The organism is Nostoc flagelliforme FACHB-838, from assembly GCF_014698065.1.
Lineage (GTDB): Bacteria > Cyanobacteriota > Cyanobacteriia > Cyanobacteriales > Nostocaceae > Nostoc > Nostoc flagelliforme_B.
The window spans coordinates 1-16,073 of the sequence record NZ_JACJSI010000137.1; the positions used below are offsets into that span (position 1 = coordinate 1).

Annotated in this window: 16 protein-coding genes and 1 pseudogene; 7 read left to right on the forward strand and 10 right to left on the reverse strand. The window is 42.2% G+C overall.

From position 1 onward, the window contains the following. A partial coding sequence (locus H6G97_RS51910) for a hypothetical protein (protein ID WP_206759138.1) occupies nt 1-191 on the forward strand: 191 nt, incomplete at its 5' end. Between the two features lie 218 nt (nt 192-409). Here the strand turns inward: H6G97_RS51910 and glgB are convergent. From glgB to H6G97_RS32920, 3 genes are all read right to left on the reverse strand, one after another. Next, nucleotides 410-2,701 (reverse strand): 1,4-alpha-glucan branching enzyme, encoded by a 2,292-nt coding sequence (gene glgB / locus H6G97_RS32910; protein ID WP_190944653.1) that lies wholly within the window; start codon nt 2,699-2,701, stop codon nt 410-412. 179 nt (nt 2,702-2,880) lie between these two features. After that, nucleotides 2,881-3,213 carry a hypothetical protein gene (locus tag H6G97_RS32915; RefSeq protein WP_190944654.1) on the reverse strand — a complete coding sequence of 111 codons (333 nt, stop codon included), beginning with the start codon at nt 3,211-3,213 and terminating at the stop codon, nt 2,881-2,883. Between the two features lie 505 nt (nt 3,214-3,718). Further along, a complete protein-coding gene (locus H6G97_RS32920) occupies nt 3,719-3,931 on the reverse strand; it encodes a hypothetical protein (protein WP_190944655.1) in 213 nt (70 codons plus the stop codon). Between the two features lie 505 nt (nt 3,932-4,436). On the opposite strand from H6G97_RS32920, the gene H6G97_RS32925 reads away from it, so the two are divergent. From H6G97_RS32925 to H6G97_RS32940, 4 genes are all read left to right on the forward strand, one after another. Continuing rightward, nucleotides 4,437-5,114, forward strand: a complete 678-nt coding sequence (locus H6G97_RS32925) for a hypothetical protein (protein ID WP_190944656.1) — start codon at nt 4,437-4,439, stop codon at nt 5,112-5,114. Nucleotides 5,115-5,418: 304 nt separating this feature from the next. Further along, nucleotides 5,419-7,254 (forward strand): peptidoglycan D,D-transpeptidase FtsI family protein, encoded by a 1,836-nt coding sequence (locus H6G97_RS32930; protein WP_190944657.1) that lies wholly within the window; start codon nt 5,419-5,421, stop codon nt 7,252-7,254. Between the two features lie 198 nt (nt 7,255-7,452). Further along, entirely contained in the window at nt 7,453-8,550 is a 1,098-nt protein-coding gene (locus tag H6G97_RS32935) for an iron-containing redox enzyme family protein (RefSeq protein ID WP_190944664.1), read from the forward strand. Nucleotides 8,551-8,767: 217 nt separating this feature from the next. Then, nucleotides 8,768-9,463, forward strand: a complete 696-nt coding sequence (locus H6G97_RS32940) for a class I SAM-dependent methyltransferase (protein ID WP_190944658.1) — start codon at nt 8,768-8,770, stop codon at nt 9,461-9,463. 115 nt (nt 9,464-9,578) lie between these two features. Here H6G97_RS32940 and H6G97_RS32945 read toward each other — a convergent pair whose 3' ends face one another. Next, entirely contained in the window at nt 9,579-10,718 is a 1,140-nt protein-coding gene (locus tag H6G97_RS32945) for a hypothetical protein (RefSeq protein ID WP_190944659.1), read from the reverse strand. Between the two features lie 37 nt (nt 10,719-10,755). Continuing rightward, the gene (locus tag H6G97_RS32950) at nt 10,756-11,736 is read right to left on the reverse strand and encodes a glycerophosphodiester phosphodiesterase (protein ID WP_190944660.1); all 981 of its coding nucleotides are present in this window, start codon (nt 11,734-11,736) and stop codon (nt 10,756-10,758) included. Between H6G97_RS32950 and H6G97_RS32955 the strand changes: the two genes are divergently transcribed. Next, nucleotides 11,731-12,138, forward strand: a complete 408-nt coding sequence (locus H6G97_RS32955; RefSeq protein ID WP_190944661.1) for a hypothetical protein — start codon at nt 11,731-11,733, stop codon at nt 12,136-12,138. The genes H6G97_RS32950 and H6G97_RS32955 overlap by 6 nt on opposite strands. A 4-nt stretch (nt 12,139-12,142) precedes the next feature. Here H6G97_RS32955 and H6G97_RS32960 read toward each other — a convergent pair whose 3' ends face one another. Continuing rightward, the gene (locus tag H6G97_RS32960) at nt 12,143-12,619 is read right to left on the reverse strand and encodes a hypothetical protein (RefSeq protein WP_190944665.1); all 477 of its coding nucleotides are present in this window, start codon (nt 12,617-12,619) and stop codon (nt 12,143-12,145) included. A gap of 365 nt (nt 12,620-12,984) precedes the next feature. On the opposite strand from H6G97_RS32960, the gene H6G97_RS32965 reads away from it, so the two are divergent. Further along, a complete protein-coding gene (locus H6G97_RS32965; RefSeq protein WP_190944662.1) occupies nt 12,985-13,284 on the forward strand; it encodes a HigA family addiction module antitoxin in 300 nt (99 codons plus the stop codon). A 241-nt stretch (nt 13,285-13,525) separates the two neighbouring features. Here the strand turns inward: H6G97_RS32965 and H6G97_RS32970 are convergent, their stop codons facing one another. The 4 genes and pseudogenes from H6G97_RS32970 to H6G97_RS55530 form a co-directional block, all read right to left on the reverse strand. Beyond that, the gene (locus H6G97_RS32970) at nt 13,526-13,744 is read right to left on the reverse strand and encodes a type II toxin-antitoxin system HicB family antitoxin (protein ID WP_190944663.1); all 219 of its coding nucleotides are present in this window, start codon (nt 13,742-13,744) and stop codon (nt 13,526-13,528) included. 2 nt (nt 13,745-13,746) lie between these two features. Next, nucleotides 13,747-13,968 (reverse strand): annotated as a pseudogene (locus H6G97_RS53195) (type II toxin-antitoxin system HicA family toxin). A 21-nt stretch (nt 13,969-13,989) separates the two neighbouring features. Further along, a complete protein-coding gene (locus H6G97_RS55525) occupies nt 13,990-14,850 on the reverse strand; it encodes a HEAT repeat domain-containing protein (protein WP_338421885.1) in 861 nt (286 codons plus the stop codon). Further along, the gene (locus H6G97_RS55530; protein WP_338421886.1) at nt 14,757-15,950 is read right to left on the reverse strand and encodes an NACHT domain-containing protein; all 1,194 of its coding nucleotides are present in this window, start codon (nt 15,948-15,950) and stop codon (nt 14,757-14,759) included. The genes H6G97_RS55525 and H6G97_RS55530 overlap by 94 nt, the downstream gene beginning before the upstream one ends. Between the last annotated feature and the right edge of the window lie 123 nt (nt 15,951-16,073).

The window sequence follows — 16,073 nt, forward strand, 5'->3', positions numbered from 1 at the left end:
TTTTTTTCAATTGGTTAATTGTAGAAATCCTAGATACGTTGTTACCCGAACGCGTTCACCGTACTAATCCCAGGGTTGTAAAAAGACCTGTATCAAAGTTTCGTTCTAAAAAAACAAAACACAGAGGTACTGGACAACGAGTCGAAGCTCCGAAATTTAACGTCACTCATAAGCTTTTGAGCCTTAACTGAACCGTATTGCACCTTGGCGTAGCCTCTGTCTGCAACACGCTGCGCGAACGTAGAGAAATTGCAATCTGCTGTAAAAGAGTGTAGAGACGTAGCAATGCTACGTCTCTACAGGGTAATAATGCATATTCAATTTCACCAGAGTCTATTAGAGAACTGGGTTGGGTAGCTGTGAATAGGCGAAATTATGTGTAGGATGGGGCATCGCCCACCCAAAATTGTTATTCCAACGCTTCAGCAGTCTTCTTCTTATCCAACTTGAGAATCAACACACCCAAAGGTGGTAGACATAAATCCAGCGAATAAGGACGACTGTGCAAAGACCAATCATCCGTCCACTTACCGCCTAAGTTGCCCATATTGCTGCCGCCATACTGACGCGCATCACTATTGAACAACTCAGTATAAAATCCCTTTTGCGGTACACCGATGCGGTAGTGAGAATGGGGTTGCGGTGTAAAATTGCAAACCACGATCGCAAAATCATCAGAATCCTTGTCACGACGCATGAAGGAAACTACACTATGGCGGTTATCGCTACAGTCAATCCACTCAAACCCAGGTTCAGCAAAATCCTGGGTGTACAGAACTGGCTCAGAACGATAGAGATGGTTCAATTCCCGGAAAAACGTCTTTAACTGTTGGTGGGCTTCATGCTGTAATAAATGCCACTCCAAATCAGCCCAAGCATTCCACTCACTCCACTGCCCAAACTCCATGCTCATAAACATGGTTTTCTTACCTGGGTGAGCAAACATATAGCTAAATAAACAACGGATATTAGCTAACTTCTGCCATGTATCCCCCGGCATTTTACCGATGATATTACTCTTGCCATGTACCACTTCATCGTGGGACAGAGCCAGCATGAAGTTCTCGCTGTGGTTGTACCACATACTAAAGGTGATGTTGTTTTGGTGGAACTGGCGGAACCAAGGATCCATGCTGAAGTAATCCAGCATATCGTGCATCCAGCCCATATTCCACTTCAAGTTAAAGCCTAGTCCGCCTGTGTAGGTAGGCCAAGATACCATTGGCCAAGAAGTAGATTCTTCAGCAATTGAAAGAATACCAGGGAAATAGCTAAAGATAATGTGATTTACCTGACGCAGAAAATCTGCTGCTTCTAGGTTTTCTCTGCCACCGTACTGGTTGGGCAGCCATTCTCCTGGTTTGCGGCAATAGTCGTTATAGAGCATTGAGGCAACAGCATCAACACGAATCCCGTCAATGTGGTACTTGTCAAACCAGAAGAGGGCATTTGCTGCTAGGAAGTTACTAACTTCATGGCGACCGTAATTGAATACCAAAGTACCCCATTCTTTGTGTTCGCCTTTACGGGGGTCAGCGTGTTCGTACAGGTGGCTACCATCAAAGAAAGCTAAACCATGTCCATCTTTGGGAAAGTGACCAGGAACCCAATCCACAATTACCCCTATATCATTTTGGTGACATTTGTCAACAAAATACATGAAATCTTCGGGGGTGCCAAAACGGGAGGTGGGGGCATAGTACCCAGTTACTTGATAACCCCAAGAGCCATCAAAGGGATGCTCCGCAATGGGTAGTAATTCTAGATGGGTGTATCCTAATTCTTTGACATAAGGAATGAGTCGGTCAGCTAGTTCCCGGTAGGTAAGGAAGCGTGCGCCAGGCTTCAGTTCGGAAACGATAACTACAGGTTCAGTTTCACCATTTGGCAGTTTAGCAGGTTCGGCACTAGAAGCGTGTAACCAAGAGCCTAAATGCACTTCATAGACAGAGACGGGCTGAGTGAGGGGGTCAATATGACGCCGCTTTTGCATCCAGCTTTCGTCATCCCAACTGTAAGAATCTAAATCAGTGACAATGGATGCGGTTTTCGGGCGGGGTTCTTGCTGGAAACCGTAGGGATCAGATTTTTCGTAAATGTGTCCTTCAAAATTTTTGATTTCATATTTGTAATGCTCTCCCACACCAATTTCAGGAATAAACAATTCCCAAATTCCGGTAGGGCCTTTACGCATCTGGTGTTTACGCCCATCCCAGAGGTTGAAGTCTCCCAGCAATGAAACGTTGCGGGCGTTAGGTGCCCAAACTGCAAAATAAACGCCTTTAACGCCGCCTATTTCCGTGGGGTGCGCTCCCAATTTTTCGTATATCCGATGATGGTTGCCTTCACTAAACAAATGCAAGTCAAAGTCTGTCAAGTTGGGAGAACGGAAAGCGTAAGGGTCATAAGTGACACGCTCATGTTCCCCTTCTTTAATCCGTAACTGGTAGTTTGCCAGTTCTGGAGTATCAATGGTGCATTCAAAAAAGTGGGGATGATGCACTGTTTGCATCGGGTATTCCTTGCGTTCTTCAGGAAGAACTACCCATGCTGCACTTGCATTTGGTAAATAGGCCCGCACAGCCCAGACAGTTTTGCCGTCTTGTTCTATGGGATGAGAACCTAATATTTCAAAGGGATCGTTATGCTGATTCCAAACGATGCTGTTAACCTGTTCAGGGGCGATCGTGGTAATGGACATGAAGCTACCTAAGTGAAATAACGTGATTGACTAAATCTACTTTTTTAATATCTATATATATTCTTTACATTTATTTGCAATTTTGTCGCCACCGTTATCCTACATCAGAATGGGGAATGGGCAATGGGCAATGAGGCAGAGAATGAATGACTAATGACAAATGACTAATGACGAATTTATCAAAAATTTAAAAATGGGAAAAACTGAAGTAAGGTTTTACGTACACGAAGCAAGAAAATCTGTTCCCGAATTTTAAGGTCTAGTTTTGGGGGCGGGGCAAGTTGGATCTGCGCTTGTAATTGAATGTATTCGGCAGCTGTTAGTAATTTTCCATCAATAGGCGATCGCGCTTCTATGATAATCTTTGTCCGTAATATTTCTTCTGGTGTATCGTCTGGTGGCGGTAATGCTATTACCTCTGATCCCCAATTACTACTTAAGATAACTAAAGTTACACTAACTACAACCAAACTGAGTAATTTTATCGGCTTTCTCGTTCTAACTCTCCCCATCTCCTAAACTCCGTTCACAACGCCGGATGAAAATCTGTTTTCCCGTGCCCAAATTTTTCCAATAAAAATCTGGCAATATCATACGGACATCACCAGGTCTTTTCTGATATGGAATAGACTACAGGGAATGCTCAAAAGCAATTGCCAGCGATCGTGATAAATTGTTTTGCCCTCTCAAAATTTAGTAGTCTAAGCAATTTAAAATACCAAACGAGGCAAGTATCTTGCCTACAAAATAGCTTAGATTCACTTAACTCCCTTGTACTAGAAACAAGGCTTGATCGGGTGGGAATTTCAGGCGGACACTTGGTTGAGGAACTAAGCCTCTTTACCAGTGTCCTCAACTTCCTGCCCTACATAGCTGATATTTTAGCAAACTCTAGGCTCCAATCTACCAACATAAAAATGCAGGTTTTTACGTGAACCTAATTAATTCAAGCTATGTAGTGAGAAAAGCTGTAACCAAGCAGTTCTGGGCGTGATTTAAACTAAAGTTTAAAATGCCTTATTTGGGAGTAGCAGTAGGAGTCGCTGCGGGAGTGGTTACGGGCGCTACGGGAGTAGTGGCAGGAGTAGACCCACCAGCAGGTGCATCAGTTGGTTCACCTGTAGCCGCTGGAGTAGCAGTACCAGCACCATCACCACCACCACCTTCACAGGCTCCGAGAGTTGCAGCCAGACTTAACATTAGAGCAAAACCAAAGATTTTTGTTTTCATAACTCCTCTTTCACCAATTGTGGCTAAAACAATTTTTCGCCTGTTGAATACGATACCGTATTTATTGCTTTTTTTAAATTCTGCGAGATTACATACTTAAAAAAAACAATCCTTTGGGGTATTGTTCTTGGAATTACGTATCATACAGCCATCTGATTAGTTTCTCTTAACTCAGCATCAAGACGGAAATTGCTAAATTCTTTAGCAACCGGGGCTATGATAGCAAAAAATTTTATTTTTTTCACAGAGTATTGCACCTTGCTACCCGAAGTTGCCATACTTTAGGTGCGATGCCTAAAGAGCAAGCTGTCCAGTTTCTAGTCATTAGATTGCAAATATTGCATATCTAGAGGATGCAAATATTGGTACAGCTATCTATCAGAAAAGTTAAAAGGGTGTAGTCTGTTATGTGTGCTTGTTGCACAGAAGGTGATTTTAACCTCAGCAAAAACAGACAATAAAGACAATCAATCTAAAGTACAGTATTTCTCTTCTAAAAAAATTTATGGTAGTTGCTCGTAAATCTACTGTTTCTGCAAGGGGTAATTGGTTAGTCGGAAATTCTATCCTTTCTTTAGGAAGGCGACGCTCTGCGCGTATAGAATCAGCAGCACGGAGCGCTTCTACACCAGAATCGTCTCAAAGACGACAGCGTTCCTCAAAAAAATTAGCGGTTTCTCCCACAAATGAGGCAGTTATATTCAAATCTGTAAAAGAGTCGGGTAGGCAAGAAGTTTCAAATAATGAGCAGTCGAGCGCAAAACAGAAGAGTTCGGGGCTAGGTTTTCTTCGCATTCCCACAATACCTAATTCTGGGGCAACACCTTTGTGGTTGCTACGCTTATACACTTTTCATCGTTATTCGTCAGTTTTAGCGTTCTTGTTAGTAGCATCGACACTTGCTGTTTATGGTTGGACAGTATATTCCCAAGAAATGTGGGGTAAATCATATCGCAGACTGCAAAACCTCCAACGTCATGAGCGGCTGCTAACAACAACTAATGCGACGCTGAAAAATAAAATGGCTGACGAAGCAGAACAACCAACAGCAGGGTTGGTATCGCCAACTCCTGAAGGGATGATTTTTTTATCTCCAGAATCTCAGAGTTCTAAGCCAGCATTGTCTAACACAACGCCAAATTCGGAAACGCAACAGCAGACACTCACGCCATTGGGATACTAGTTGACTCAAAAGGCAGGGGGCAGGGGAGAAAGATATTGGAATTACCCTGGAAAAGGGGTTTCAGAGCAAATAAATTTATTATTTATGGGATTTTCCCTCTGCTCCCTGCCCCTTTTACTCTTCGCTACTACTTGGCGAAGATGTGGTTCAAATAGATGAAAAGCGCTGTAATCTGAGTTTCCAACTCTTGCATCTGTAGCTTTATTTTGCAGAATTGGTAAAAGGCTAAGAATCATTTGTCATTAGTCATTACGACTCAGGCTTGTGGCTTATGGCAAAAGACAAATGACAAAGGACGAACTCAATGCAGAAGTCACCAAGCAAAACAAAATTTAGAAGGTTTCGCAATCCAGGATTCACCAGGCAACAAAAGGGTTATAAACAAAGCTTTTTGGGAAAATTAGCCTCTAATTTCCAAAACCAAACATCTAACACCAAGTCCCGGCTGTTCATAGTCTGGGGCATATTAATGGTAGCAGGGCTGGGGCTGGGTATCAATTTGTATAACTTACAAATTGTCAAGGGGCCAAAGTTAACTCAGCAGGCACGCAACCAGCAAATGGTGAATTTGCGACCTTTTATGCCTCGTCGCCCGGTAGTAGATCGCAAAAGTAATCTTTTGGCGATTGACCGTCCTGTATATACTTTGTACGCTCATCCCAAGCTGTTTGATAAGTCTAATGAAGATATGGCAGAGCGACTTGCCCCAATTTTGGCAAAAGATTCTGCTGAGTTGGTGAAAACTTTTCAAAGCAAAAAAAGCGGAATTATACTTGCCCCAGCATTAGCAGAAGAAATTATCGATCGCGTCATCTCTTTGCGCTTAAATGGTCTGGAGTGGGCCCAAAAATACTCCCGATATTATCCGCCAGACGATTTGGTTTCTGATGTGGTGGGCTACGTGAATGTTGACCGCCGTGGTCAAGCTGGTGTGGAATATTCTCAAGAGAAGTTGCTAGAACGTCCTGTGCAAACGGTGCGGCTCAGTCGGTCGGGGAATGGGACTCTGATGCCGGAGCATGCGCCCGAAGGTTTTTTGCATTTTGACGATTTGCGATTACAACTCACTATCGATAGCCGTCTGCAACGAATTGCCCGCGTTGCACTCAAACAACAGATGGAAAAGTTTGATGCTAAACGTGGGGCGGTAATTGTTATGGATGCGTTGGATGGTTCCTTACTTGCCCTCGTCTCTCAGCCTACTTATAACCCTAATGAATACGCTAAAGCTAATATCTCACTATTTAAAAACTGGACGGTGGCGGATCTTTATGAACCAGGATCGACTTTTAAGCCTTTGAATGTAGCGATCGCTCTGGAAAATGGCGTCATCAAACCAGATGATATGTTTAATGACTACGGTTCTGTTCGAGTAGCTAATTACACCATCAAAAATGCGATGAATAATGGTTATGGGCGAATCAGCATCGCTCAGATTTTGCAATATTCCAGCAACATTGGCATGGTGCAAATTATCCAACGCTTAAAGCCTTCAATTTACTACAACTGGCTAGAACGCTTGGGGCTAGGACAAAAAGTTGATACAGATTTACCTTTTGAAGCTGGTGGTCGGCTCAAAAGTCAAGAAGAATTTATCGCTTCGCCAATTGAACCTGCTACTACTTCCTTTGGGCAAGGTTTTTCTATGACACCCATACAGTTGGTGCAAATGCACGGTGCTTTAGCCAATGGCGGTAAATTGGTCACACCCCATGTAGTTCGAGGGCTGATTGATAGCAAAGGGCAAATGCATGATTCACCGACTCACACCATCCCCCGCCAAATTTTCTCAGCCGCAACAGCCCAAAAGGTTGTGGAAATGATGGAAACTGTTGTTGATGAAGGCAGTGGGAAGGCGTCACAAATTCCCGGATATCGCATTGCAGGTAAAACTGGTACAGCCCAAAAAGCTAGTCCTAATGGTGGATACATCAAGGGCGCTAGAATGACCAGCTTTGTGGCTATTTTGCCCGTGGAATCTCCTCGTTATGTAGTGTTCGCACTGGTGGATGAGCCAAAAGGAGAAAGTGCTTATGGTTCTACCGTCGCCGCGCCAATTGTAAAGTCGGTAATCGAAGCACTGATTCCTCTTGAGGAAATTCCGCCAAGTAAGGTTATCGAGCAGCAGAAAGTGCCGTAGGTAGGGGAGCAGGGGAGGCAGGGGAGGCAGGGGAGGCAGGGGAGGCAGGGGGAGAGGACTATTGCCCAATGACCCTTTCGTTTAAAACTTAATCTTTCTTTATAACCAGGGAAAGAGGTAGAGAAAGCTATTGGTGTGGGAAGTTAAGTATTAGAGATGAAACTAATTTCTCACTTTTCCAATGCTACGGAAGATTCCATGCAAAGCAATTTAGTTATATTTCCTAATGCTGGGGCTGCGAAAAATAGCACGCAAACAGAAGAAATAACAATTACCAACTACGACCGTGCTGAGGAGCAATTTATAGAACTGCTAGCAATGGAGGATTTAGACACTAAACTGGCTCTAAACCCTGCAAAAGCTAGTGAGTTTGAACACACGCTCTCTATGGCAATTAGCGCCGCTTATGGAAACGATCGCTCTGATGAACAGGCTCACCGTTTTCTCCAACGGATACTTTATCGTATCAATCGGCTAAAGCTGTTTTGGTATGACGATTTGCAAAACTATACCAATGAGCGATCGCTGTATTTATCCTCTTGTCGTGACCAAATTGAAGCTGCTTGGCAACAGTGGGAACTAGCACAACTTGATGTGGATGCATTGCAACAATTGGATGTAAAACAAGCTTTAATTGAGCGTGCATCTGCTGATTTAAATCCGCCTTTGTCAGAGAGTAGCCGCTACATCCGTGAGGAAATGAGTGAAGCTGGTTATCGTCACTTGCTAGCGATCGGCTCCTTTGATGGCTTGGTTGAAGCTAGTCATCTTTCCCGCATTATGGGTGGTGCTGCTAATGAAGTGCAGTGTACGCTGATGCGAGTACTAATAGAAGAATATGGCAATGGTCGTTTATCTCGCAAGCACTCGACATTCTTTGCTCAAATGCTGGCTGAATTTGGCATGAACACTGAGCCAGAGGCATATTTCGATTTAGTACCTTGGGAAGTGTTGGCTTCTACAAATTATAATTTTCTGGTGACTGAGCGCAAACGCTATTTCTTGCGTTATAGCGGTGGGTTGACCTATTTTGAAGTGGCTGGCCCGGCGATTTACAAAAATTATCTGGTGGCGGCGCAACGACTTTTACTCTCAGAAGTAGCGGTGGGTTATTGGGAACTGCACATCAGGGAAGATGAACGCCACGGACGTTGGATGTTAGATGATGTGGCTTTGTCTTTAGCAGAACGATATCCCAATGATGCATGGGAATTGCTGGTTGGGTACGACCTACAAAAACGCATGAGCGATCGCGCAGGGACGGCTGTTGTGCGATCGATACGTGAAGCAGAATAAGTGGCTTTACTCACATTATCAATCCAAAAAATTATCAATAGCAGGTTATTTTTAGCCTTTAATTTGACATTTAAAAGTCACTTTATTGCTCATTCACCTGCCAATACATTTCTTTAGCAATCCTTTGCTAGAGGAACAGTTTTTTATTGCCTGAATACAAGGTAATAAATAACCTCCTACTACATTGATTATACCTTACACCTGGAAGTGCAATCAAATGAAAGACATCTTTTTTTGTCCTGAAGAATCTAATTTCTACTCAAATTGTTTAGAAAGCTTTGTTCTCAGAAATTGTCAAAATTCCGAATCTATTGTGGAGTTTGGCTCAGGAGATGGCAGCCCTGTAATTAATTCGTTATTGAGAAACAAGTTTGATGGACTCATCCAGGGATTTGAATTAAATACTTCTGCATGGAAAGCCGCAAATTCAACCATTGATGAATACAATCTTACTAATAAATACATCATTCATAATTCATCTTTGTTTAATTCTTCTCAACCAGATGCCGAGTATCTTGTAGCCAACCCACCTTACCTGCCAGCACCAGATAATGATATTTATATGCCACTCTTATTTGGGGGTGTAGATGGAGCTACAGTTACCAACGATCTTTTATCGTTAGGTTATGAAAATGTCTTGGTTTTAATATCTAGTTTTTCTAATCCAACAAGTACACTGAACCTAGCAAAAGAAAATGGTTATTGTGTTCAAAACTTTATGGTGTTACCTTTACAGTTCGGCTACTATAGCTCCGATCCAAAGGTAAAGAAACACATAGAAGAACTCCAAAAAAACAAGATGGCATTTTATTCTGGCGATTATTATTTTTTAGCTGGCGTTTTATTTAACAAATGCCAAGAGTCTGTAATTGATTTATCTAATCAATTAGCTCAGGTGATGACTAGTTTGTGAAATCCCTTGTTTAAAGTAGAGATATGTCTCGAAGCGTGGTATAGAGACATATCTTCAAAGATTTTTATAAATCCATATTCTCAAGTAATCACTTTGTCTGCCTGAAGTTATTGGCTTAACTTCTTTGTTGTATAGCTGCACTGTTGAAGTGACGTTTGCGTTTGAGTGCTGCAAATAAAGTTACAGCAACACCAAACGACAAAATAGGAACGCCTGAAGTTGGTTCAGCTACAGAAACAGATGAGACTGGCGTCAAGAGGAAGGCGTGGAATTCGCCACTAACCGCACCATAACCCACAATTTGTCCATTATTATTAATGGCAGATGCTAAGGTCAAGGTAAGGCCAGCGTCTGAACCGGGAGCAATCAGATCATTCAAGCTGTACAGAGTGTTATCACTATAAAGTAAAGCCCCTCCATCGGTAGTGCTAAACCCGACGACTTGACCCAAATTATTGATCCCCTGACCAATGAACACATCTGTAGGACTTAACCTACCGATGTCTTGGAGTCCAGTACTAGAACTATAAAGAAAAGTACTAATATTCTCTCCTTCACTGAGTCCAGAAATACCAATCACTTGTCCTGAGTCATTAATATCCAGCGCTGAACTGTAGTTGTCACCAGGGAGGGTGCCGATATTAGTTATTATGCCGTTGTCGTATAAAAAGGCTCGGCTGGGAGAACCGAAAATGCCAACTACCTGACCTAGATTATTTATGCCATAGGCAATATAATTTTCTTCTAAATTATTGTTAATGATAGTCGTCGTACCATTGCTGTATAGGAAAGCAGCCCCGTAGGGAAAGGCAAGCTCTGGGAATATACCGCCACCACCCGTACCACCAACCACCTCACCTGAGTCATTGATAGCATAAGGAATGGCGTTAAGACCGATACTTTGGGTTGTTCCACCACTGTAAATAAAGGCATGATTATCACTGCCCGAATTACCAACTACTTGCCCCAAATTATTGATATCTTCCACGGCAATTGAATTAGCACCAGGCAGGGGACTAATTTTTTTGAGCGAACCATTACTATACAAAAAAGAAGAAAAAGAATCTCCAGAAGAATTAATGATTACCTCACCTGAGTCATTGATGTCTTCAGCATAACTGAAGGGATCTCCAGTAAGAGCGCCTAAGTCAGTAACTGAGTATAGAGATACCGCTAATGCCGACTTGGATGCAGTCAGACTGATGGCGGTCAAGGTTACTGCTGTTATACAGGATTTCCAGTTAAGTAAAACCATGTTATTTTTCCGTGATTTTTATTACTCTACCAAATTCCTATTGAACAGTAGCATGGTAAGCTGCCGTATCTGGGTAATCGCTAAATACGCCATCAACACCTAAGCTGAAAAATAGTTCATATTCTCCTTGGGGATTTCCTTGAAAGTCCAGTGGCAAAAAGCAGTCTTCATTGCGGAAAGTCCAGGCATGAACCAGCAAACCAGCTGCATGAGCATCTGTGACTAAAGATGTAGGCGATTGCAATCTACCACTACTATCTCTAGGAACCAACAAATTTTTATGAATTCCAACCGCCCGTGCATATTTAGCAATCTCTTCTAAACCTGATGGTGTGACTAAATCTGCATAAGTGCGTTCATCACCACTAACGACAAAATCATAAGGTTTACCAGTGTTATTCAGCAATTGCACCAAAGGTAAATGAGTCTTTGTAGATAAATCTTGTAAATTACTCACTTCAAAAGACTGAATAAAAACAGGTGCGTTAGCTCCCTGATAACCGTTGGCTGTTAAAGTTGCAAGTAGGGGTGGTTCTAGAGCTAACCCAATAGATTGAAAGTAAGTTGGGTGCTTAGTTTCTGGGTAAATGCCAATCTCCCGATTAATTTCGCCACTTTTAAGCTTGACTAAATCGATGATTTCTTGCAGCGTGGGAATTTCTAAGAGTCTATCATAAGCGGTATTTTGAAAGCGCACCTGGGGAATTCGCTCTTTAGCTCGTAGTGTTTTCAGTTCTGTGAGGGTAAAGTCTTCAGTAAACCAGCCAGTTTTTGATTCGCCATCAATGATTTTGGTAGTTCGCAGGTGGCCAAATTCTGCATGCCTTGCAATGTCGGTGGTTTCAGAAATCTCATTTTCGTGACGAGCAATTAAAACACCGTCTTTGGTAGAGACTAAATCAGGTTCAATATAATCAGCGCCTAGTGCGATTGCTAACTCATAAGCAGCTAAAGTATGTTCTGGACGATAGCCGCTAGCACCTCGGTGTGCAATGATAATTGGAGATCCATTTTGCATTGTAGTTACATTTACGAGTATCAAAGGTGGATGAACGGAGATAAAAGACTCGTTAATGAGTATCAAAGGTGGATGAACGGAGATAAAAGACTCGTTAATGAGTATCAAAGGTGGATGAACGGAGATAAAAGCCTCGTTAATGAGTATCAAAGGTGGATGAACGGAGATAAAAGCCTCGTTAACGAGTATCAAAGGTGGATGAACGGAGATAAAAGCCTCGTTAACGAGTATCAAAGGTGGATGAACGGAGATAAAAGACTCGTTAATGAGTATCAAAGGTGGATGAACGGAGATAAAAGCCTCGTTAATGAGTATCAAAGGTGGATGAACGGAGATAAAAGCCTCATTCACGAGTATCAAAGGTGGATGAACGGAGATAAAAGCCTCATTCACGAGTATTAATTTATCAAGAGCCGAAAGCTTTTGCCGCTCTGCCTTTACTAATAGCCTTAAAGCGATCGCTCAACACTTCTGCTACACTCTTTAAGCCTGGAGTCTTTTTTGCAGCTGTCTTGACGTAATCATAAACTGTCAAACTGCCGAGCATCGCTTCGCTTCCGACTGCTAACAGGGTATCATCTACTTGTTCGTTGAGTTGCCGGATTGAGATTAAAAGTTCGCTGAGTGTGGTGGCTAGTTGATAATTCTGGATAAATTCCTCAATATCAAAGCTGGCTGGGAGAATTTCTCGGTTAGATTGAGCAGCATTGACGCTATTGGTAACAAAAGCTAGGCTTTTATCGCCCATTTTGAATAACTTGCGGCGTTCTTGTGCAGTTAAAGCGATGAGAAAGGGCATTTTTTGTTCGATTATTTGTAGCGCTGCTTTAATTTCTTGGATATCTTCTGGAGAAAGAGTGCCTGTGATATTGCGATCGTCCATCGTATAATTACCTGGGGATAGTAGAGAGTCAGTAGCAAGAGTTGCTAAATATATGATTCCCAAAGTAAATACGATGTCAACGACGGGTATAGCTGCGGCACATCTTCTGAGAAGATTATCGAACAGATTATGCTGTTGGTTAAACCAACAAACTATAACTTAGGATTATTTGGGTAGATGTCAAAGGAGCGCTTTTTTGGAGTTTTGCTAATTTTTACGACTCTTCTAGTGTTTTCGGCTTGGGTAACAGTTCACCGTGTGTATCTGCTCAAGATGATTCATTCAATATATCTAAAAGTTCTTGAGCAATTTTGAGAGCTTGCTGTCATTCCGGTTTTGACCAAGACATTTGCCTAGAAATAATCATGAGCAACAACCATCTGCCAAATATTTATCCTGGAGAAATTTTACAACTAGAATTTTTAGAGCCACTAAATATCACTCCTTACCGATTAAGCAAAGATATAGGTGTAACTCAAACAAGAATTAGTGAAATTTTATCTGGAAAACGTACTGTTACAGCAGATACAGCTTTGCGTTCATCTCGCTATTTTGGTAACAGCGCTCAGTTTTGGTTGAATTTACAAACGCAATACGATATACGTCAAGCTCTTGAAGAAAATGCAAAAGTTTATAATCAAATACATACACTTTCATTTCAATGATGTAACTTAACGCGATGTGCAACTTATTCTTGGAACCCCTCTCCAAACCTCTCCCCGAAACGGAGAGAGGCTTTGATTCTTGCTCCCCTTCCCTTGTAGGGAAGGGGTTGGGGTTTAGGTTTGAGATAAAGTCGCACACGGCGTAACCTAATACTTAATTACGTTAGTTAGTCTGCGTACTCCTGTAAAGAAGCAAGCTACGCGCAGTGTCTCGTAGAGAGCATCATTACGAATTACGAAATTATTTTAACGACTTTTCTAGTGTTTTTGGCTCTGGTAGAGGTTGTCCGTCAGCCAAAGATGATTCAATCAGCATTTCTAAAACTTCTTGAGCATTTTTGAAAGCTTCTTCGTAAGTATCTCCGTGAGTATGACAAAACTCTCCCCATTCAGGAAGACTCACAACAAAACACTCATCTTCATCAGACCACTGAATAACTATTGTGTAGTGAGAATTCATTCTTATTCTTCCTCTTGAGCCTTTCTAATTTCTTCTAATATTTGGAGTGCATTATTAACATATTTCTCCTGGTAAACTTTAGCATCATTCCCGTCTTTACCTGATATAGTAACTCTCCCAGATAGCAGAGGATAATATCAATTAGTGTGGCTACCTTTCCCAGGACGGTATATAAACCCTGCTTGTAGCAACAAGCTTTTGAGTTCTCTGATTTTCTTGGGCATATACTCAGCTTACATTTACTCTCACCACTGCTTTAACTTCTGTTGAGCAAAGTTTCGCACTTGTTCATCTGGGTCATTCTCTGCCTTGTCGCGCAAGAGTGGTAAAGTCTGCAAATGTTGAGAAAATTGCTTGATAATTATCTCTAGTGCAACGTGCCGAGGGTTGGAGTTCCGTAGGGGATGATGTCTACCTACAAAGGAGTCATTGACAGCGCAGTTGTAATAAATTTCAAACAACTCAGGCTGATATCTGAAGTATTTGGCTAATGAATTGCTGGCTAATGCTTCGATGGCTGCACCTCGCACATCCCATGCATTATCAGCAGTGGTAAGGTTTTTGAGAAACGAGCGCGTGTCCGGGTCATCTTTGAAATTGCTGGCTAATGCTTCGATGGCTGCACGTCGCACATTCCCAGATTTATCAGCAGTGGCGCGGTCTTTAAGAATTGAGCAGGTGTCTGGGTCATCTTTAAAATTGCTGGCTAATGCTTTGACGGCTACATATCGCACATTCCATTGATTATCAGCAGTGGCGCGGTCTTTAAGAATCGAGCGGGTGTCTGGGTCATCTTTGAAATTGCTGGCTAATGCTTCGATGGCTGCACCTCGCACATTCCCATCATTATCAGCAGTGGCGCGATCTTTGATAAACGAGCGGGTGTCCGGGTCATCTTTGAAATTGCTGGCTAATGCTTTGACGGCTCGATATCGCACATCCCATTGATTATCAGCAGTGGCGCGGTCTTTGAGAAATGAGCGGGTGTCTGGGTCATTTTTGAAATTGCTGGCTAATGCTCCGATGGCTGCACGTCGCAGATTTCCATCATTATCAGCAGTGGCGCGGTCTTTGAGCAAGTGTAAGGTATCGCTGTTATCTGCCAAATCGCGACGATTGTTGCAACTGCTTGAGTGCGAACTTTTTCAACCAAGTTAGTTTCTTCGCCATCAAGGAGGGTGTAATAGTACCAGAGGTCATATTTAGTTAAGTCCTGTAGCTTATTAAGCAATTTATTAGCCGTTGACGTAATCACCGAGCGATTTCTCACCTCTGCAAGACACTTAGCCGCTAAAAACAGGTTGATAAACTTTTCCTCTTCCTCATCTTGCGCCATCAAGTAATCAATAATTTCACCAACAAATTTCGCATCAATCATTCCCGCAATTAACAGCAATACCTCATGCCAAGTTTCATCTTGCCAGTGTTTGCCAAAAACTTCAGTTTTGAGATACTCAATTGTAATACTGCGTTCCTTCTCAAACTGCCAGACAAACTCCCAAGCACAGAAATATTCTAAAAAAGTTCGATGCACAAAGGCATAGTAATCTGCACCCAAGAAACATAAAATAAAATTGCGATCGCGCAGTTGTTTCATCAACCGTCTGGCTTTATCTCTGGCATCACTCACTGGTATGCTTTGCAGATATTTAGTGAAGATTGCTTCTAAATCATCCGCATAGATAATGTTGCCAGCTAAACCTTTTTCACTGGTTTGCATAAGATAAGCAACTTGACGCAACATTGCCTGTTTATCTTTATAATCAATAATGTCCAGACGTTCATCCGCCTTTAAATTGCGTCCGTCGTCCCAATTATGCAACAGAACCTCTGAAGCATCTTTATACAGTTCACTTCTATCTCTGGGTAATTCTCGCTTGAGATTGAGAATTGCCATCATGGTTAACAGCAGAGGATTTTGTGCTAGTTCTGCAATCGCTTTTGATTCATTAATTACTCTTTGTAGTCGCTCTCGTTTGATATTTTTATCTCTTTCTTCCGCTTGACTAAAAGTTTTATCATGCCAACGCTCAATAAAATCTTGAATCTGTGCTGGCTCTAAATCTTGCAACATGAAGTGGCGAAACTCTGCATCTCGCAACTGTTGCTGCTTATAGCCGATGATCCGTAATCGTTCATGGGGGTAATTTATTGCTGAAATCGAGCAAAATATAATGATTGAAGAAGCTACAGCGACTAAACACACAAGCTCATCGATGAAAATTAAGACTAAATCATCTCGGAAGACACATAATGTATAGGAAGCATTTATTACTTAATCAGTAGTAGGAACTTTGGGGAGTAAGGATGGAGTTGGTTGACTAGAGCG